Raw genomic sequence first — 20,083 nt, forward strand, 5'->3', positions numbered from 1 at the left:
ATGTCCGCTAGTTTAGAGCCTGATTGCCGATTTTGTGTACCGGAACAGGCAAATAAATGCGAACATGGCAAAATGCTTACTTTGCATGATTTTTCTGTCTCAACCTGACCAATGACCGCTGCACCGACACCTTCTACCTCCAACTTCCTTCGCACGATCATAGAACGCGACCTCGCTGACGGCCGCTACGCCGGCAAGCTCTGGGCAGGACGTCCGGGGCCCGCCAGCGTCCAGCAAGAAGGCAAAGTCGACACAGCCCGCATCCGCACACGCTTTCCCCCCGAGCCCAATGGCTATCTGCACATAGGGCATGCAAAAAGCATCTGCATCAATTTTGGGCTGGCGCTCGACTACCAGGGTGCCTGTCATTTGCGCTTCGACGACACCAACCCCGAAAAGGAAGAAGACGAATACGTCCGTGCCATTATCGAGGCAGTGCAATGGCTGGGATTCGACTGGAAGTACGACAACGAAGAAAACCTGTACTTCGCCAGCGACTACTTTGGTTTCATGTACGAATTCGCACGGGCACTGATCAAATCCGGCGACGCTTACGTCGACGAACAGTCCCCGGAGCAGATGCGCGAAACCCGCGGCACCCTTACCGAGAAGGGAACCGATTCTCCGTGGCGTAACCGACCCGTTGAAGAATCCCTGCTGCGGTTCGAAGAAATGAAAGCCGGCAAGCATCCTGATGGCGCCATGGCCTTGCGAGCCAAGATCGACATGGGGTCACCCAATATGAACATGCGCGACCCGGTCATCTACCGCATCCGCCATGCTGCGCACCATCGCACCGGAAACGACTGGTGCATCTACCCGATGTATACCTGGGCGCACCCTGTCGAAGACGCTCTCGAGCGCATCACCCACAGCTTCTGCACCCTCGAATTTGAAGACCAGCGTCCCTTCTACGAATGGACACTCGAAAAGCTCGCCGACCTTGGTCACCTGCAGCGGCCGCTACCACAACAGATCGAGTTTGCGCGACTTAATCTCAGTTATGTGGTCACCAGCAAGCGCAAGCTGCTTGAGCTGGTTCGGGGTGGCCACGTGGCCGGATGGGACGACCCTCGCATGCCGACCCTGGCGGGCTTGCGTCGCCGTGGTTACACGCCGGCATCGATTCGTCTGTTCTGTGAACGTCTGGGCGTATCAAAGGCAGACTCCCGCATTGATTACAGCGTGCTCGAACAAGCTCTGCGCGATGATCTCGACCCGAAGGCCGAGCGCCGCGTGGCCGTGCTTGATCCCCTTAAACTGGTCATCACCAATTACCCGGAAGGCCAAAGCGAAATCTGCTCCGCGCCGCGTAACCCGCACGATCCCGATGCCGGTCGTCGCGAGTTCCCTTTCTCGCGCGAGCTATGGATCGAGAAAGACGATTTCCGCGAAGATCCACCCAAAAAATATTTCCGCCTCTTCCCGGGCAATATGGTAAGGCTCAAGTACGGCTACGTGGTTCGATGCACGGGATGTGTCAAGGATGCCGACGGCAACGTGGTCGAGGTGCATGCCGAGTACCTGCCTGACACAAAAAGCGGCACCCCGGGGGCAGACTCCGTCAGGGTCAAGGGCAACATAACCTGGGTAAGTGTCGAGCATGCCGTTGCCGCCGAAGTCCGGCTGTACGACCGGCTGTTCACCGACCCTCACCCCGACAGCGGCGACAAGAATTTTCTTGACGCCATCAATCCAGATTCTTTCCAGACAATCCAGGCCTGGATTGAACCCGGCATTCAGGCTGTGCCCGAAAACTATTGGCAGTTCGAACGCCTCGGTTATTTTGTCGCCGATCGCCACGACTCCACAGTCGAACGGCCGGTATTCAACCGCAGCACCACTCTTCGCGATACCTGGGTTAAATGATGAGCAAGTCCGCCCCTACTCCCGACGAGCGCAATGCCGAATCTGCGAAAAGCTCGGGTAACAGCCCAGCTGGCGCGGCTGCAAAAGGCGCCCCCGCACTCGACTTCAAGAGCGCAGCACTCTATGCACTGCGAGTCGTGCTTCATAGCGCCGATACCAGCGCGCTCATTGCAGCGCTTGACCAGCGCATGCACGACGCAGGCTCGTTCTTCGAAAATGAGCCCGTGGTCATCGACGCTTCCGGAATCACCGAAGCCATCGACTGGCCAGCCCTGGTAAAGGCCCTGCGCGACCACCGCCTGCATCCCATTGGAGTCGTAGCGGAAGGAGCCGCGCTTGAGGCCGCCGGCGCCTGCGGCCTGGCCCAGGTTGACCTTTCCAGTCCGCCGGCCCGGCCTGCCAGCACACCGGCGCCCGAAGCCGAAGTCCCTGTGGTGTCGCCTGCTGCTCCCGCCGCAACAAGTCCCAAGGTTGAACAGGTCGCTCCGGCTCCGACAGTCGCACCGGCCGCCATGATCATCAATCGCCAATTGCGCTCGGGGCAAAGGGTTTATGCCCGAGATACCGACCTGATCGTCATCGGGGTGGTCGGCCAGGGTGCCGAGGTTATTGCTGACGGCAATATTCACGTTTATGGCCCCTTGCGCGGCAAGGCCATGGCCGGCGCACGTGGCGACACCTCGGCACGCATTTTCACGACACAGCTCGACCCCGAGCTGGTAGCGATAGCCGGCGTATACCGGGTGATCGAAACCAAACTCGAAGATGGACTGCACAATCAGGCAGCCATCGTGCAGCTCGAAGATGAAACCCTGCGCATTACCGCACTGAATTCCAAAGCGGGATGACAAGTTTTGTTGCCAAGCCTTTATTCAATTAACGCCAAGTCGCGGCAATCTGAAGCTGTTTTGCTTTACGATTACGGGATTTATAACTAGAGGAACTCAACCATCATGACACGCATCGTTGTGGTGACATCCGGAAAAGGCGGGGTTGGTAAAACGACCACCAGCGCCAGTTTTTCGTCTGGTCTGGCCATGCGCGGCCATAAAACCGTCGTCATCGACTTCGACGTCGGTTTGCGCAATCTGGACCTGATCATGGGTTGCGAGCGTCGGGTCGTGTACGATTTCGTCAACGTGATTCAGGGAGAAGCCACGCTCAACCAGGCGCTTATCCGCGACAAGCAGCTCGAGAACCTCTATATCTTGCCGGCTTCGCAAACGCGTGACAAAGAAGCCCTCACCAAAGAAGGCGTTGAAAAGACCCTTAACGACCTCAAGGACATGGGCTTTGAATACATTGTGTGCGATTCGCCTGCAGGCATTGAAACCGGCGCGCTCATGGCCTCGTACTTTGCAGACGATGCCATTGTCGTCACCAACCCGGAAGTATCGTCGGTGCGAGACTCCGACCGCATTCTGGGCATTCTGTCGGCCAAATCGCACCGTGCGGTCAGCAGCCAGGAGCCCATCAAAGAGTACCTGCTTCTTACCCGCTATCATCCCAAGCGCGTCGCCGACGGTGAGATGCTGTCACTGCAAGACGTTGAAGACATCCTGCGCATCAAGCTGATCGGAGTCATTCCTGAATCCGAATCGGTGCTTCAGGCTTCCAACCAAGGTATTCCGGCCATACATATCCGCGACAGCGACGTAGCCATGGCCTACCAGGACGTCGTGGGTCGCTACTTGGGTGAAGACCTCCCCTTGCGCTTCGTCGACTACGAGAAACCAGGCCTTTTCAAGCGCCTTTTCGGAGGCAAGTAATATGTCGTTTCTGTCTTTCCTGCTCGGGCAAAAGAAAACTTCGGCCAGCGTGGCCAAAGACCGCCTGCAACTCATTCTGATCAATGAACGCGGAACCGGAAAAGGTCCCGATTACCTGCCCCAGCTGCAGAAAGAACTGGTCGAGGTGATTTCGCGTTACGTCAAAATCAACCCTGAAGACATCAAAGTCAACCTTGAACGCCAGAACTCGCTTGAAGTGCTCGAGGTCAAGATCGAAATGCCCCAGGCAGGCGCTGAGGCCACCAGCTCCTGATCCCGGCGCAATATGCGCAATAAAAACGCCGCCTCGGCTTGCAGCCAAGGCGGCGTTTTGCTTACCCGATATGGATTAGCGGTTTTTGCCGATCTGGTCGCCGATGACGCCACCGATGGCTGCCCCGCCAACGGTTCCCAGCACACCACCATTGGAGATGACGGCTCCGGCCACACCGCCGACGCCGGCTCCCGTGACCGCTCCTTTTTGGCGGCTGCTCATCGTATCCCAGGACGAACAGCCCGCACTGGCAACCGCTACCAGACCGATGGCCATCCACTTGGCAATTTGACGCGTATTCATGGTGAACTCCCGTGTTTTTAACAGTGTTGGATCAACCTTAACCCGTATGTTCTGGAGTGTTCGGGCACAATTGTTAGCATGCGAAATAACTGTATCCCTGACACTCGGCGGGGCCTTGACAGTGGGTCAGCAAAAATCGTGCCGGCTCAAAGGTCTACCTCTGCACGGGACGGGCAGGCCGCCGGCCTGCCCAAATATTCAGCGGTAAAAATTAGCATCGAATTGTGAAAAGCGTACGGTCCAGCTTACAAATAGCTGACGTCCAAACAACACTACTTCAGGGGCTTGTAGCGTATGCGACGCGGCTTGGCGGCCTCTTCGCCGAGTCGCTGGCGCTTGTCGGCCTCGTACTCTTGATAGTTGCCGTCAAAGAACACGACCTGGGAATCGCCCTCGAACGCCAGAATATGCGTGGCGATACGATCCAGGAACCAGCGGTCGTGGCTGATGACCATAACACTGCCGGCGAACTCGAGCAGGGCGTCTTCCAGCGCACGCAGCGTCTCGACGTCAAGGTCGTTTGACGGTTCGTCCAGAAGCAACACGTTGCCGCCAGAAATAAGCGTTTTCGCCAGATGGAAACGCCCGCGCTCTCCGCCCGACAAGTTGCCCACCCGCTTGTTCTGGTCGCTACCCTTGAAGTTGAAGCGGCCAAGATACGCGCGAGAAGACATCTCGAACTTGCCGACCGTAATCAGGTCCGCCCCGTCGGACAGGGCCTCGAACACAGTCTTTTCGTCGGGCAGCGCTTCGCGGGACTGATCCACGTACGCCAGTTGAACCGTCTGTCCGATCTTGACCTCGCCGGAATCCGGAGTGTCCTTGCCGGCGATCATGCGGAACAGTGTGGACTTGCCGGCGCCGTTAGGACCGATGATGCCCACGATGGCACCCGGCGGCACCCGGAAGCTGAGGTTATCGATCAGGAGGCGGTCGCCAAAGCCTTTCGAGACATTATTGAATTCGATGACTTCATTTCCCAGACGCTCGGCCACGGGAATGAAGATTTCCTGGGTCTCGTTGCGCTTCTGGTAATCGTGTGAAGACAGTTCCTCGAAGCGTGAGAGCCGGGCCTTGGCCTTGGCCTGACGACCCTTGGGATTCTGCCGGACCCATTCAAGCTCTTTCTTGATGGTCCGCTGACGCGCCGACTCGGCGGCCTCTTCCTGCTTTAGGCGCTGATCCTTTTGCTCGAGCCAGGACGTGTAATTACCCTTCCATGGAATGCCATGACCACGATCAAGCTCAAGTATCCAGTCGGCGGCGTTATCAAGAAAATAACGATCGTGAGTAACCGCCACAACCGTGCCCGGAAACTTGCGCAAAAACTGTTCGAGCCACTCGACGCTTTCGGCATCAAGGTGGTTGGTGGGCTCGTCCAGCAAGAGCATGTCGGGCTTGGACAACAGCAATCGACACAGCGCTACGCGACGCTTTTCACCGCCGGACAGATTGCCGATCCTGGCATCCCAGGGAGGCAGTCGCAAGGCGTCAGCGGCAATATCCATTTGCAGCTCGATGTCATCTGAACCGCTTGAGGCAGCGGCGGCGATGATTGCCTCGAGTTCTGCCTGTTCTGCAGCCAGAGCGTCAAAATCTGCATCGGGTTCAGCGTAGGCCGCGTACACTTCGTCAAGCCGTTTGCGAGCAGAAAAGAGCTCGCCCAAGCCTTCTTCAACCGACTCACGGACTGTATGCTCGGCATCGAGCACCGGTTCCTGCTCGAGGTAGCCGATCTTGATACCGGGCATCGGAATCGCTTCACCTTCGATCTCGCGATCGACGCCGGCCATGATGCGCAACAAAGTCGACTTCCCTGCACCGTTCAGTCCCAGTACGCCAATTTTGGCGCCGGGGAAAAAGGACAAGGAAATGTCGCGCAAGATCTGACGCTTGGGAGGCACGATCTTGCCGACCCGGTTCATTGTGTAGACGTATTGGGCCATGACTTCTATATAGTGGAGAAACTTGGAAAAGAATGATTGTAGGCCGAGAGTCGAAATAAAGCCGACTTGAACTAAAATGAGGCCTGTCCTTCTGGTTATTCATCATGCCCACGCCCGATCACGACGCCCCTCTCGTCTTTACCTCCGACGAACTCGACATGCTTGGCCGAACTGCCGACGCCCTCAGCGCATATATGGGCAAGCCGGTGCTTGCCGAGGTGGTCGACGCCGAAGAAACCGGCTTCGAATGGGTGGTATTTGCGGTTCCGCTCGAAACCAACGAAGACGCACGCGATCTGGTCACCGTCCAGGTGGGTGGGCGGGGTTCTCGCATCATCGGCCACAAGGGTGGGCTCAAGATAGAAGACGGTGATATCTACCAGTGCAAGTACCTGTGGGCAATCCAGTTGTCCGACATCGAAGGTGTGCGGTTCATCAAGGTCGATGAAGAAGGCGATGAGGTGGCATGGAGCGACGACCTCAGCACCATGTTGCCTTTTGCCCTGGGCAGCGAACCTCCCCCTCCCGACGACGACCAGGACGAAGCCGAAGACGACCCGGCCAGCGATGAGCCGACCCAGCCGCCCACCTTGCACTAAGCCCTTGTTTTTTCGACCGGCCGGCAGTAACGACCTGGGCGCTGAAGCACATCACTTCCGCCCGGGGCATGCAGACACTAATGTCTTCCCGCCCTGGCCTTGATGCCCACGGCCTGCGGGCGCGCAGCGCGTATGTCGCGCAAATACAGGGCAACACCTGCAGGCCACATCAGCGCAACGAGCACACGGCTCCATAGACCCGAGAGGTGTCGACCTTTTGGAAGTTCCTGGCCGTTTCGTCTGACATGCAGCGCGAATCGCGTGTAGCGTGCCGCAGCAGCAAAAAACTCTTGCGGCCTGTACCGGAACCACGGCAGACACTTGGCCACCGTGTCGTGGGCAAGCAACCACAGCCCCTGGGCATGCGGCGCGCCCCCGGTCGTACGGCTGCTGCTGGTAAGGGTGTCTCCGGTTCCACTGGTACTTTCGTAGTACACGCGAAACACCTGGTTCAGGAATCGGGTGCGATAACCCGCCCTGGACATCGCCCTCCACACGAGGCTTTCAGGAACAAAACCCGGAATATCCTCCGGAAACGGGAATCGTCGCAACACGTCGGTTCGCATGCAGCCAAATTTTTCGCCTTTGACGTGATGCTTGAAAAACATGTCGATGGCGGTCGTGTCGAACACGTCTGCCGGGAACATGTCTCCCACAATATGCCCGTCAGGTCGGGCACATAAGCCTGTAATGGCCACGAAAGTCGAGCGCTCTGCCGGATCCATCGCGTTCCAAGCCTGGGCCATGACATACAAGGCATTCATATCCAGACTGTCGTCGCTGTCGAGTGCAACAATGAGCTCGCCGCGTGCCTCTCGTACGCCGCGGTTGAACGCGGCCTTCTTGTGGCCATTGGGCTGCCACTCGTATCGGATTGGAAAGCTCGCCTGTTGTTGCCAGGCCATGACCAGATCGCGTGTGTTGTCGGTAGAGCCATCGTCTACCACCAACCATTCGAAATCCTGGAACGTCTGCTCCGCCAGAGAATCGTAAACCCTAGCCAGTGTATGCGCTCGGTTATAAGTGGGAGTCAGTACCGTAAAAAGATGGCGCCGATAGGACATAGTTATTTTCGTTATGCATCATCAATAGGTGTCGCATGCCCGTCCGCATGTATGGCCCCATCATAGGCCCAAAAAAAAACCATGAGTACAAAACTCATGGTTTTTTTGCCTTTGCAACATGAAGACACAGATTAAGCGCGCTTCACCTTCTCGAGCATCTTGAAAACGCCCTTGGGCGAATTGACAAAAAGGCGCTTAAAGGCCTTGCCCAGGCAACGGCGCTCAAGCGTGTTGCGGCGCGTACGTTTGATTTCTGCCATTGACGGCTCCCGTAAAATAGACTTCTTGAAAAACCCCTTATTCTACCGTAAACGAGAAACCCGCTCAAAACGTCCGGTGTCAAGACAGCCTGGGTGCCAAAGGTCTACCATATTCCCATGAGTTCAAACATCCGCATCTTCGGCGCACGCCAGAACAATCTCAAGAATCTCGACGTCACCATCAATACCGGCGAACTGACCGTATTGACCGGAGTCTCCGGCTCAGGCAAAAGCTCCTTGGCCTTTGACACGCTTTATGCAGAAGGCCAGCGGCGATATGTGGAAACCTTCTCGCCCTATGCGCGTCAGTTTCTGGATCGCATGGACAAACCCCAGGTCGACCGCATAGAAGGCATTTTGCCGGCGATAGCGATTGATCAGGTCAACCCGGTGCGCAACTCGCGCAGCACGGTTGGCACCATGTCTGAACTGAACGATCACCTCAAACTGCTCTACGCGCGGCTTGGCCAACTATATTGCCGGTGCTGCGCAAGGCGAGTGGAAAGAGACACCCCGGAATCCATCCATGCCAGTCTGAAGGAACTGTCTGCCGCCGACGACCCCCGCCTGATCATCACCTTCCCCGTGACCATTCCGGACAATTTCACCGAAGATGAAGTCGTCGGATACCTGAACCAGCAGGGCTACACCCGTATCCATCATGAAGAGACTGTAGCCGCAGCGCCGCAGGCCGCTGCACGCAAGCGCGGAAAGGCCGGTGCGAAGTCGGCCGGCCCGGCCGGGAAACTGCGCGTCCTGCACGTCATCCAGGACCGTTTTCGCATGAGGAACGCCGAAACCGGGCGTGTCATGGAAGCACTGGATGCAGCATTGCGACAGGGCAATGGCCATCTGACAGTCTATGCTTCTCAATCGTCCGACGCGCCGGAAACTGCCTGGCGCTTCAGCAATCGCCTGCATTGCGCGCACTGCAATATTGAATATTCCCAGGCGCTGCCCAGCACCTTCTCCTTCAATTCTCCGCTGGGTGCCTGCGAAGCATGCCGTGGCTTCGGACGAGTCATGGGCATCGACTACGGACTGGTGGTTCCAGATGAAAAGAAGTCGCTGCGCCAAGGTGCGATAAAGCCCTGGCAAACCAAAAGCTATGGGGAATGCCAGACCGAGATGGAGCAATACGCACCTTCTGCGGGCGTGCGTCTGGATGTTCCGTGGCGCGACCTGTCGGACGCCGAAAAAGAGTGGGTGATCGGCGGCGATCCCGACTGGAAAGGCGGACCACGCGCATGGAAGACACAGTGGTATGGCGCGCAACGTTTCTTCGACTGGCTGGAATCACGTGCCTACAAGATGCACGTGCGCGTCTTGCTTTCCAAGTATCGCAACTATACGCCCTGCCCGGCTTGTGACGGCTCGAGGCTCAAGCCGGACGCCACCTTGTGGCGCCTGGGCGATAACCCCATCGCGACCGACGAGGGCTATCCCCGATTCAAGCCGGTACATGCCCGGTGGTCTCAGGAGCAGCTGGACGCCCTGCCCGGTTTGGGCATACATGACCTCATGCGCCTGCCCGTCGAGCGGGTGCGGGACTTCTTCGATACGCTGACCTTTGGCGAAAGAATGGATGCCGCGATCGGGCTGCTGCTGGATGAGGTCCGGTCTCGCCTGAAGTTCCTGTGCGATGTGGGATTGGGATATCTTTCGCTTGACCGCCAAAGCCGCACGTTGTCCGGTGGAGAGGTTCAGCGCATCAATCTCACCACGGCACTGGGCACGTCGCTGGTCAACACGCTATTCGTTCTGGACGAGCCGTCCATCGGACTGCATCCCAGGGACATCCACCGCATCGTGCAGGTCATGCACCGGCTTCGTGACAATGGCAATACGCTGGTCGTCGTCGAACATGATCCACAAGTCATGGCGGCGGCTGATCGCATCATGGATATCGGCCCCGGTCCCGGAGAACGTGGGGGACAAATCATATTTGACGGCACCCCCGCAACCTTGCGCGAGAGTCACACCCTGACCGGCGATTACCTGGCAGGCAAGCTGGTGGTTGAAGCGCCTCGACCTATGCCGGTTGCTGACAACACGCCCCGCTTATTGCTGGAAGGGGTCACCGCAAACAATCTCAAGGACATCTCGGTCTCTATCCCGCTGGGTCGTCTTGTTTGCCTGACAGGTGTGTCGGGGTCGGGAAAATCCACTCTTGTGCAAGACGTCCTGTACCCTGCACTGCTCAAACAGCAAGGCAAGCCGGTAGAGGCGCCGGGTCCGCATCGTCACCTGCTGGGTGCCGACCAGATTGCCGACGTTGTCATGGTTGACCAGACCCCTATCGGCAAAACTGCCCGCTCGAACCCCGCCAGTTTCGTAGGAGCGTTCGATGCCATCCGCAAGCTTTTCGCGCAGGCACCCCTTGCAAAGGAACGGGGCTACACTGCCGGCACGTTCAGCTTCAATACCGGCGACGGACGCTGCCCGACCTGCGGTGGCACCGGATTTGAACACGTCGAGATGCAGTTCCTGTCCGACGTCTACCTGCGCTGCCCGGATTGCGACGGCAAGCGATTCCGGCCCGAAGTGCTTGAGGTCCGCGTCGAGCATCTGGGCCGAAGCGCATCCATCGATGACGTACTGGACATGACTGTCAGCGAAGCGCTGGACTTTTTTGCCGGGCTGCGAGACGTGCAGTATGGCCTGGCTCCGCTTGCCGATGTCGGTCTGGAGTATGTGCGCCTGGGACAACCTGTGCCTACGCTTTCGGGAGGCGAAGCTCAAAGGCTGAAGCTGGCCGGCCATCTTGCCACAGCCGCTCGCGGAGGGATTTCTACGGCCAAGGTCGCCAAGAAAGGCAGCCTGTTCCTGTTCGACGAACCCACAACCGGGTTGCACTTTGACGATATTGCCCGGCTCATGCGGGCCTTTCGCAAGCTACTTGCTGCCGGACATTCGCTGTTGATCATTGAGCACAATCTGGATGTCATTCGGGCGGCCGACTGGCTGATCGACCTCGGTCCCGACGGCGGGGACGCGGGCGGGCGCGTGGTAGGTATCGGAACGCCCCAGCAACTGATGCAAAACGAAAACTCGCACACCGGAAAAGCTCTGCGTCGCTACGCAGAAGACGTGCTTTCTTCGGATGCCGGCGTAGTATCTGCTGCAAATACCGTTACCGAGGCCCCAGCGGCGTATCTGGACGAGCGCGGCACACCGCTGCAATCGGTATTGCGTCGCGGTCAGGCGACCCACGCAAGCATCGATATCGTCAACGCTCGCGAACACAACCTCAAGGGAATCGACGTCTCGATACCGCGCGAAACGTTCACGGTAATAACCGGAGTATCAGGGTCTGGCAAGTCAACACTCGCGTTTGACATACTGTTCAATGAGGGTCAACGGCGATATCTGGAATCTCTCAACGCCTACGCACGAGCGATAGTCCAGCCCGCCGGCAAGCCCGACGTCGACGCAATTTACGGCATTCCTCCCACCGTGGCCATCGAGCAGCGCACCAGTCGCGGCGGCCGAAAGTCTACGGTGGCCACCATGACCGAGATTCACCACTTTCTGCGCCTGCTGTATGTCAAACTGGGCACACAGATGTGTCCCGACTGCAATGTCCCGGTCCAGCCCCAAACTGCCGAACAGATCGCTGCGCAACTTCTGCGAGACTACAAAGGCAGGCACATCGGCCTGTTGGCGCCGCTGGTGACAGCGCGCAAAGGGTACTACACCGACCTGGCAAAATGGGCTGCCGGCAAGGGTCACACCCACCTGCGCGTAGACGGCGAGTTCATTCCCGTAACACCCTGGCAGCGCCTGGACCGCTACAAGGAACATACGATTGAGCTGCCGATTGCCGATCTGGTCGTCGATGCACGCGATGAGATGCAGTTGCGTCAGGCCATACGCCAGGCACTGGAACATGGGCATGGCACCATCACTGTACTGCCAGACCTGACAACGGAAAGCGATGCGTCCATCGAAGCAAGACGTGCAGCGGGTCTGACCGGATCAATGCAGCAGACGCTCAGCTTTTCAGTGAAGCGGGCCTGCCCCTGTTGCGGCACCAGTTTCCCTGAACCTGACCCGCGGCTCTTCTCGTACAACTCCAAACATGGGTGGTGCCCCGGCTGTTTCGGCACAGGCCTGCAACTGAAAGGTTTCGATGCCGAGCAGACCGGAGAAGAAACAAACTGGAACGACTGGTACGAAGGGCCTGCCAATACTTGCCCCACATGCGACGGAGAACGCCTGAACCGCGTGGCACGCGCATTCCTGTGGCGCGACCGCTCAATAGCGAAACTGGCGGCACTATCCGTCTCGGATGCCCATACGTTCTTCCGTTCGCTGGTGACACGCGGCCGTGAGGACGAAATCGCCCGCGACATACTCACCGAAATCCGCAGCCGCCTGGATTTCATGCAGGAGGTAGGGCTGGGCTACCTGGCTCTGGATCGTGCGGCACCCACACTGTCGGGCGGCGAGGCTCAGCGCATTCGCCTGGCAGCCCAGTTGGGCTCCAACCTGCAAGGTGTGTGCTATGTACTGGATGAGCCCACCATCGGCCTGCACCCCCGCGACAATCGAATACTGCTCAACGCCTTGAGCCAGCTCGAAAAGAACGGCAATACGCTGGTGGTGGTCGAGCACGACGAAGACACGATCCGGCGTGCGTCCCATGTCATCGATATCGGACCGGGAGCCGGCGTGCGCGGTGGCCGCATCGTCACGCAAGGGACCGTGGACGAAATCATGGATGCCCCCGATTCCCTGACCGGCAAATATCTCCGGCACCCTCTGGTGCACCCTTTGCAGGCCCGGCGTCCCATCGAACAGGACACGCCGATGCTGACCATTCGAAGCGCCTATTTGCACAATCTGCACAACGTCGATGTGCAGATCCCGATTGGCCGCCTCAGTGTGGTGACTGGCGTATCAGGTTCCGGGAAATCAACCCTGGCCCGCGATGTCATGCTGGATAATCTCGCCCCTGCGGTCTCAACCCGCACTGCGCCGGCATGGCAAGGGTGTGTATCCATCGAAGGCTGGGAGCCGATCGATCGGGTCCTGGAGGTGGACCAGACCCCCATTGGCAAGACCCCACGGTCCTGCCCGGCCACCTATGTCGGATTCTGGGACGACGTACGCAAACTGTTTGCTGAGACACGCGACGCACGTGTACGCGGCTGGACCGCTGCAAGGTTCTCGTTCAATACTGGCGAGGGCCGATGCCCCGTGTGCGAAGGGCAAGGTCTGCGTACCATCGAAATGAGCTTCCTGCCAGACGTGAAGGTTCTCTGTGATGCCTGCAACGGTCAGCGATTCAATCAGGATACGCTGAATGTGACCTGGGCAGACAAGAACGCGGGTGAAGTCCTGAAGCTTGAAGTCGATGACGCCATCGACTACTTTGCCGCGCATTCGCGTATTCTGCGTCCGCTTCGTCTCATGCAGGATGTGGGGTTGGGCTATCTGACGCTGGGTCAGCCTTCACCCACACTCTCGGGTGGCGAAGCCCAACGCATAAAACTCGTTACCGAATTGACCAAGGCCAGACTGACGGACGGCGTCATCAAGACGGGGCGCGCCTCTCGAATCCCGCATACGCTTTATGTACTGGATGAGCCAACGGTGGGCTTGTCGATGGCGGACGTCGAAAAGCTGACTCACGTGCTGCATCGACTCGTAGAGGCGGGCAACACCGTGGTGGTCATTGAGCATAATCTGGATGTAATAGCCGAGGCCGACTGGATTATCGACATGGGTCCGGAAGGCGGCACGGGCGGAGGCCGGCTGGTGGCCGCGGGCACACCGGAACAGATCATGGAACTCAAAGACCGTTCTCATACCGGAGCGGTATTGGCGGATTTCATGCAAGCCGCCAATGCGGCAGTGTCGCAGGCTTAAACCTGAACGCCGCTTATCGGGCGAAGCGGCCCTGACCGATCCAGTGAATGGCTTCGGCAGCGGCAGCCATTCCCATGGAGGCTGTCACCGCCACGGCGGATCCATATCCGGCGCATGACAATCCTTGCAAGCCGGCGCCTCCGAGTTCCCGCGGCTGACGGTCAGTCCATTCCTGCGGCAAGATGGCCGGCTGATCGAACCACAGAACTCGCACGCCCATGCGTGGGACGCGCTTGAGGGCCTTGCCGTTTGCATCGGCTCCTTTCGGATATCCGTGGTGACGCCGGAGAGTATTGCGCAGCTTTGACAGCAAGGCGTCATTGACGGCAACGGAAAGGTCGCCCGCCTTCAGGGCCAGCACATCTGTCTTTCCACCGGCACCACCACAGACAACAACAGGAAGCTTGCGACGTCTTGCCTCAAGAATCATGGCAATCTTGGCACTGGCCTGGTCCGTGCAATCGATAATCAGGTCCAGATCCGGTGCCAGGACAGTGCTGACATTGTCCGGCGTGACGAAGTCGTCTATGAGGTGCAGCACGCAATGCGGGTTGATACCCCGCACCCTGGCGGCCATTGCGTTTATCTTGGCCTGCCCCAGCGTCTCGGTTACCGCGTGCAACTGCCGATTGATGTTGGATTCGGCAACATGATCCAGGTCGATGAGCGTCAGCGACCCAACTCCGGAACGGGCCAATGCCTCGACGCACCACGAGCCGACACCACCTATTCCTGCCACCGCGACATGCGCGCCCACGAGCTTTCGCAGCACCTGAGGTCCGTATAGCCGTTCGAGGCCGCCGAAGCGACGCTGTATGTCTGCCTCGTCGTCCGCAGCGAAATCGGCGTGGCCGGGCGTTTCAGAAATATTCATATGTCGCAAAAATACTGTCTTGACCGGAATGCTTCGGGTGGCAAGGTATAAAATTGGAGTTTGTCCAACCCCGTTATTAGACCACGGGCCCAGCCCTGTCCCTCGTGCCCGGTCTTTGTCGTTCAATCTTCCGCCGTGACCGCTTCCGACTCACTTGAATCCCTGTTCGCCTCATCCGGTGCCACTTTTCGCCTTTTAACCGAAGAGCAACGCCAGGCTTCGCTGGACACCGCCCTGGCACACTGGAACGGTCGGGATGACTTATGGGTGTATGGCTATGGGTCACTTATCTGGCGGCCCGAGTTTGACTACCGCGAAAGAAGGCCCTCCTTGCTGCGCGGCTACCATCGCGCATTGTGCCTGTGGTCACGTGTCAATCGCGGCACGCCCGAGCGCCCAGGGCTCGTCTTCGGACTCGATGTGGGCGGTTCCTGCCGCGGGATGGTGTTCCGCATTGCGGCCGAAGACGTCCCTCACACGCTCACGGCTCTATGGAAACGTGAGATGCCCAGCGGGGCCTATTTGCCCAAGTGGCTGAACTGCGCCACGGATTCCGGTTCGGTGCAGGCGCTGGCGTTCGTCATGGATCGCAATCAGGATGCCTATGTCCGGGGCCTGACCCACGATCAACTTGTCGAAATCGTGCGTCAGGCCCACGGCTCCTACGGTTCCTGCACGGAATACGTGCTGGAAACCGCACAGGCGCTTGAAGAAGCGGGTATCTACGATCGAAAGCTGGAATCACTGGTTCGCGAGCTGAAAGCGCTTTCGAGGACAGCAGGCTGACGCATTGCAGGTCAGCCGCCAGGCGGCCAAGCAGGTAGAATAGTCCTTTCGACGTTAAAAGCGTCACGTCCTGTCAACATCTCATGTCCATCGCCGATATCCGCCAGGTCTATCAAAAAAGCGTCTTGCTCGAGAACTCGCTCGCTTCCACGCCCCTGGAACAGTTCGCCGTCTGGTTTGACGAGGCGCTCAAGGCCAATGTAATTGAACCCAACGCCATGACCCTGGCCACCGCAGACGCCGGCGGCCGACCGTCGGCGCGCATTGTCCTGCTCAAGGGAATTGATGACCAGGGGCTGGTGTTCTTTACCAATTACCAATCGCGCAAAGGTCAAGAGCTGGCAGCCCAACCCCATGCCAGCCTGTTGTTCTTCTGGCCCGAGCTCGAGCGCCAGGTGCGGCTCGAAGGAAAGGTCGAGAAAGTAAGCCCCAACGAATCGGATCTGTACTTCGAGTCCCGGCCCCTGGGCTCACGCATCGGTGCCTGGGCTTCACCCCAAAGCCAGCCCATCAGCCGCGAGGAACTCGAACGGCGCTCGCAGGAACTCGCTGAGTCCCTCGGTGAGTCACCCTCCCGCCCCCCACATTGGGGCGGCTACCGACTCGTACCTGAAAGAGTCGAATTTTGGCAGGGACGCCCTTCGCGCCTGCACGATCGCCTGGTATACGAGCGAAACGACCTTGGTCAGTGGCAGATAACGCGACTGGCCCCCTGATATTGTATGACCGCTAACGCTCCTGATTTCGACGACGCTTACTTTCGCTCGGCACTTGGCAGATTTCCGTCCGGGGTAACGATCGTCATGACGCAGTCGCAGGACGACACCGGGCCTGTCGGCCTGACAATCAGTTCCTTCAGTTCGGTATCTCTTGACCCTCCGCTAGTATCGTGGACTCTTGCCAAAAAGGCGGCATCGCTGGCGCACTTTGAACACAGCCAACGCTATGTCATCCATGTCCTGTCAGCCACCCAGTTGCCGTTGGCCAGAAAGTTCGCCAGCGGCCCGCAGGCCGAGCGATTTTCGGGGGTGGAGCTTTCCCGCTCGCCAAGTGGTGTTCCGATGCTTGAACCCACAGACTGCGCCGCCTGGTTTGAGTGCTATAACGTCTGCCGCCACGACGCCGGCGATCACGTTCTGTTCATAGGTCAGGTCGAGCGCTGCGGGCGTACCTTTCACCAGCCACTGGTGTACCATGCGGGCGACTTTGACCTGACTCCTTCGAATCAACCCTTGTCTGATCATTAACCCGGCGTGCGGCTTCCCTGACCACGCCATTTTTGCCTGACCATGAACGATTTCATCCTTACCTTGTCTTGCCCCGACCGCATAGGCATCGTCCATAGCGTGACAGGCTGGCTTCTGGGCCTGCACGGCAATATCGTTGACGCCCAGCAATTCGGAGACACCGAAGAAGAGCGCTTTTTCCTGCGCGTTCATTTCAAGCTTCCATTGCCCGCGACGGTGGAATCATTGCAGGAAAGCTTCGCCTCGGTTGCCGAACGCTTCAGCATGGATGCGCGCATACACGATGCCAATCGGAAGGCTCGCCTGCTCATTCTGGTCAGCCGCCAGGGTCATTGCCTCAATGATCTGCTGTTTCGCACGCACAGCGGGCAGTTGCCGGTAGAAATAGCAGCCGTTGCGTCGAATCACAACGATTTTTCCACGATGGCGGCGGCTTACGACATACCGTTTCACCATCTGCCTGTAACTGCTGAAACCAAACGCCAGCAAGAGCAGCAAATACTGGATCTGGTTGAAGAACACAAAGTCGACCTGGTCGTTCTGGCTCGCTACATGCAGATCTTGTCGCCCGAGTTATGCGAGGCGCTTTCGGGCCGTGCCATCAATATTCACCACAGCTTTCTGCCGAGTTTCAAGGGCGCGCGTCCCTACCACCAGGCACATGCGCGCGGAGTCAAGATTATTGGCGCCACCGCACACTATGTCACGTCGGACCTGGACGAGGGCCCCATCATCGAGCAGGACGTCGAACGCGTCGACCACTCCATGAGCGCGCAACAATTGACGCGGGTCGGGAGCGACGTGGAATCGCTGGTATTGGCGCGCGCCGTGCGCAACCACGTCGAACATCGGATATTGCTCAACGGCAACCGTACCGTCGTATTCAAATAGACATGGTCGAGTCGGCTTGCGCTCGCAACCACGACTCGAAACTCAAGAGGGCTTCCGAAGGCTCGTCCTGCGCCGGATAGCTGAAGTAATACGCTTCGCGTACCGGCAGTACGCCTTCATGCGCCATGGTCAGCGCATCGGAAGCGAGCGCTTGCCGGGCCAGAAACCCCGGCACCAGCGCGACTCCCATTCCGGCATGGGCCGCCGCCAGCAGCATGGTGAACAGCTCGTAGCGAGGCCCCGCACCCACCGAGGGCGGGCAATCGCGCTTCTGCTCCCGATACCATTGCCGCCACACGTCCGGGCGCGACATCATGTGCAAATGGGCGACGCCGCCCATACCCTCCGGATGCGCGTCTATTACCGCCTTTACCCCGGGCGTGCACACGGGCACCAGTTCTTTTTCGTCAAACAGCTTGAAGCCGGAAGTGCCCGGCCATAGCTGGGACGCGTGATATACCGCGGCGTCGAAAGGATGGTCGTTGAACTGGAACGGTCGCGTCCGCACTGACAGGCTTACCGAAATATCGGGGTGATGCCGTTGAAAATCAGGCAGGCGCGGTACCAGCCAGGTTGTCGCCAAGGTGGGCAAAACTGCAATGTGCAGGCTGCGCCCCAGACCGGCACGTGAAATCAGGCCGGTCGTATCCTTTTCCAGCTGCTCCAGATGGTGACGAACCCGTGCCGCGTATTCGGCACCGGCATCTGTCAATGCCACTCGCCGCCGGATACGCGTGAACAACTGCACGCCAAGGCGCTCCTCGAGACTTGTCACCTGCCTGAACACCGCACTATGTGTCAGCGAGAGTTCTTCGGCAGCTCGAGAGAAAGATCCCAGGCGCGCGGTGGCTTCAAAAGCCTGCAATGCACCCAGGTTGGGAATGCCGTGTCTCATGGTTCGTAAATTGCACTATGTTGTGCGTTTTTATCAATTGCGCTGTGCGGTTAAATCACATTATGATAGTTTAAACCTAAACATATTCCATACGGAGCAAACTATGTCCGCGTCCTTCAACTGGGAAGACCCCCTTTTACTAGACTCGCAGCTAACCGAAGACGAGCGCATGGTGCGTGAAGCTGCCCGTGCCTACGCTCAGGACAAGCTCGCACCGCGCGTGCTCGAAGCTTTCCGCAACGAAAAAACCGATCCTTCCATTTTCACGGAAATGGGTGAGCTCGGGCTGCTTGGGCCTACCATTCCCGAAGCTTACGGTGGCTCGGGCCTCAATTACGTATGCTATGGCCTGATCGCCCGCGAAGTCGAGCGTATCGACTCCGGCTACCGCTCGATGATGAGCGTGCAGTCTTCGCTGGTCATGGTTCCCATCAACGAGTTCGGCACCGAAGAGCAAAAACAGAAATACCTGCCCAAGCTGGCTACTGGCGAATGGATAGGCTGCTTTGGCCTGACGGAACCCAACCACGGCTCGGACCCGGGCAGCATGGAAACCCGCGCGGTCAAGATCGACGGTGGCTACAAGCTCACCGGCAACAAGATGTGGATTACCAACTCGCCTATCGCCGACGTATTCGTTGTCTGGGCAAAAGTGGTGGGCGGCGAAGACGACGGCAAGATCCGCGGCTTCATCCTTGAAAAAGGCCTCAAGGGTCTCAGCGCCCCTGCCATCCACGGCAAGGTCGGCCTGCGGGCCTCCATCACCGGCGAAATCGTGATGGACGAAGTCGAAGTGCCAGCCGACGCCATGATGCCCGGCGTCACCGGTTTGCGCGGCCCGTTCACCTGCCTGAACTCGGCCCGCTACGGTATCGCCTGGGGTGCCCTGGGCGCCGCAGAGGACTGCTGGCACACCGCCCGCCAGTACACGCTCGACCGCAAGCAGTTTGGTCGCCCCCTGGCTGCCAACCAGCTGATCCAGAAGAAACTTGCCGACATGCAAACCGAAATCACGCTGGGTCTTCAAGGCTGCCTGCGTCTGGGCCGCATGAAGGACGAAGGTACGGCTGCCGTTGAAATCACGTCCATCATGAAGCGTAATTCCTGCGGCAAGGCCCTGGACATTGCCCGCATGGCTCGCGACATGCTTGGTGGCAACGGTATTTCCGACGAGTTCGGCGTAGCACGTCACCTGGTCAACCTCGAAGTCGTAAACACCTACGAAGGTACCCACGATGTCCACGCCCTCATTCTGGGTCGTGCACAAACCGGGATTCAGGCCTTCTGCTAAAACACACAAGGTGCGCAACTGCACCGGTTGATTTACCCGCAGAGCACCAGCATCACAATGCCCGCCTTTTCCAGGCGGGCTTTTTTTCGGGCATCACCGAATACCAATCGTATTTAGGGTATTCCCCGTGTTCTCGAGCAA

The 20,083-nt window shown here is 58.5% G+C and carries 17 protein-coding genes; 11 read left to right on the plus strand and 6 right to left on the minus strand.

Annotated elements, in window-relative coordinates:
* Positions 1-111: 111 nt before the first annotated feature.
* The 4 genes from Q1J88_RS02330 to minE all read left to right on the plus strand — a co-directional run bounded on the left by Q1J88_RS02330 (position 112) and on the right by minE (position 3,912).
* Positions 112-1,869 carry a glutamine--tRNA ligase/YqeY domain fusion protein gene (locus Q1J88_RS02330; protein ID WP_301115789.1) on the plus strand — a complete coding sequence of 586 codons (1,758 nt, stop codon included), beginning with the start codon at positions 112-114 and terminating at the stop codon, positions 1,867-1,869.
* A complete protein-coding gene (gene minC / locus Q1J88_RS02335; RefSeq protein WP_301115790.1) occupies positions 1,869-2,717 on the plus strand; it encodes a septum site-determining protein MinC in 849 nt (282 codons plus the stop codon). The genes Q1J88_RS02330 and minC overlap by 1 nt, the downstream gene beginning before the upstream one ends.
* Before the next feature lie 105 nt (positions 2,718-2,822).
* Complete coding sequence (minD, locus tag Q1J88_RS02340) at positions 2,823-3,638, plus strand: septum site-determining protein MinD (protein WP_301115791.1); 816 nt, start codon at positions 2,823-2,825, stop codon at positions 3,636-3,638.
* A gap of 1 nt (position 3,639) precedes the next feature.
* The gene (minE, locus tag Q1J88_RS02345; RefSeq protein WP_301115792.1) at positions 3,640-3,912 is read left to right on the plus strand and encodes a cell division topological specificity factor MinE; all 273 of its coding nucleotides are present in this window, start codon (positions 3,640-3,642) and stop codon (positions 3,910-3,912) included.
* A gap of 75 nt (positions 3,913-3,987) precedes the next feature.
* Here minE and Q1J88_RS02350 read toward each other — a convergent pair whose 3' ends face one another.
* Together Q1J88_RS02350 and ettA are read right to left on the minus strand one after the other, a co-directional pair.
* Positions 3,988-4,215 (minus strand): glycine zipper 2TM domain-containing protein, encoded by a 228-nt coding sequence (locus Q1J88_RS02350; protein WP_301115793.1) that lies wholly within the window; start codon positions 4,213-4,215, stop codon positions 3,988-3,990.
* A 272-nt stretch (positions 4,216-4,487) separates the two neighbouring features.
* Complete coding sequence (gene ettA / locus Q1J88_RS02355; protein ID WP_301115794.1) at positions 4,488-6,161, minus strand: energy-dependent translational throttle protein EttA; 1,674 nt, start codon at positions 6,159-6,161, stop codon at positions 4,488-4,490.
* Between the two features lie 104 nt (positions 6,162-6,265).
* Here ettA and Q1J88_RS02360 point away from each other — a divergent pair, with 104 nt between their 5' ends.
* Positions 6,266-6,760, plus strand: a complete 495-nt coding sequence (locus Q1J88_RS02360; RefSeq protein WP_301115795.1) for a hypothetical protein — start codon at positions 6,266-6,268, stop codon at positions 6,758-6,760.
* Positions 6,761-6,837: 77 nt separating this feature from the next.
* Here Q1J88_RS02360 and Q1J88_RS02365 read toward each other — a convergent pair whose 3' ends face one another.
* Positions 6,838-7,824 carry a glycosyltransferase family A protein gene (locus Q1J88_RS02365; RefSeq protein ID WP_301115796.1) on the minus strand — a complete coding sequence of 329 codons (987 nt, stop codon included), beginning with the start codon at positions 7,822-7,824 and terminating at the stop codon, positions 6,838-6,840.
* Positions 7,825-7,955: 131 nt separating this feature from the next.
* A complete protein-coding gene (locus tag Q1J88_RS02370; RefSeq protein WP_301115797.1) occupies positions 7,956-8,084 on the minus strand; it encodes a hypothetical protein in 129 nt (42 codons plus the stop codon).
* 117 nt (positions 8,085-8,201) lie between these two features.
* On the opposite strand from Q1J88_RS02370, the gene uvrA reads away from it, so the two are divergent.
* On the plus strand, positions 8,202-13,958 hold the full coding sequence (gene uvrA / locus Q1J88_RS02375; RefSeq protein WP_301115798.1) for an excinuclease ABC subunit UvrA: 5,757 nt from the start codon (positions 8,202-8,204) through the stop codon (positions 13,956-13,958).
* Between the two features lie 13 nt (positions 13,959-13,971).
* Here the strand turns inward: uvrA and Q1J88_RS02380 are convergent, their stop codons facing one another.
* On the minus strand, positions 13,972-14,832 hold the full coding sequence (locus Q1J88_RS02380) for a tRNA threonylcarbamoyladenosine dehydratase (protein WP_301115799.1): 861 nt from the start codon (positions 14,830-14,832) through the stop codon (positions 13,972-13,974).
* Positions 14,833-14,967: 135 nt separating this feature from the next.
* Between Q1J88_RS02380 and Q1J88_RS02385 the strand changes: the two genes are divergently transcribed.
* The 4 genes from Q1J88_RS02385 to purU all read left to right on the plus strand — a co-directional run bounded on the left by Q1J88_RS02385 (position 14,968) and on the right by purU (position 17,756).
* The gene (locus Q1J88_RS02385) at positions 14,968-15,618 is read left to right on the plus strand and encodes a gamma-glutamylcyclotransferase (protein WP_301115800.1); all 651 of its coding nucleotides are present in this window, start codon (positions 14,968-14,970) and stop codon (positions 15,616-15,618) included.
* An 83-nt stretch (positions 15,619-15,701) separates the two neighbouring features.
* Positions 15,702-16,334 carry a pyridoxamine 5'-phosphate oxidase gene (gene pdxH, locus Q1J88_RS02390; protein WP_301115801.1) on the plus strand — a complete coding sequence of 211 codons (633 nt, stop codon included), beginning with the start codon at positions 15,702-15,704 and terminating at the stop codon, positions 16,332-16,334.
* Between the two features lie 6 nt (positions 16,335-16,340).
* Positions 16,341-16,865 carry a flavin reductase family protein gene (locus tag Q1J88_RS02395; protein ID WP_301115802.1) on the plus strand — a complete coding sequence of 175 codons (525 nt, stop codon included), beginning with the start codon at positions 16,341-16,343 and terminating at the stop codon, positions 16,863-16,865.
* A 36-nt stretch (positions 16,866-16,901) separates the two neighbouring features.
* Positions 16,902-17,756, plus strand: coding sequence for a formyltetrahydrofolate deformylase (gene purU / locus Q1J88_RS02400; RefSeq protein WP_301115811.1), 855 nt, complete (start codon positions 16,902-16,904; stop codon positions 17,754-17,756).
* Here purU and Q1J88_RS02405 read toward each other — a convergent pair.
* Positions 17,749-18,651, minus strand: a complete 903-nt coding sequence (locus Q1J88_RS02405; protein WP_301115803.1) for a LysR substrate-binding domain-containing protein — start codon at positions 18,649-18,651, stop codon at positions 17,749-17,751. The genes purU and Q1J88_RS02405 overlap by 8 nt on opposite strands.
* A gap of 103 nt (positions 18,652-18,754) precedes the next feature.
* Here Q1J88_RS02405 and Q1J88_RS02410 point away from each other — a divergent pair, with 103 nt between their 5' ends.
* On the plus strand, positions 18,755-19,942 hold the full coding sequence (locus tag Q1J88_RS02410; protein WP_301115804.1) for an acyl-CoA dehydrogenase: 1,188 nt from the start codon (positions 18,755-18,757) through the stop codon (positions 19,940-19,942).
* The last annotated feature ends 141 nt before the right edge of the window (positions 19,943-20,083 follow it).

The organism is Pusillimonas sp., assembly GCF_029263785.1.
Taxonomy (GTDB): Bacteria; Pseudomonadota; Gammaproteobacteria; order Burkholderiales; family Burkholderiaceae_B; genus Pusillimonas.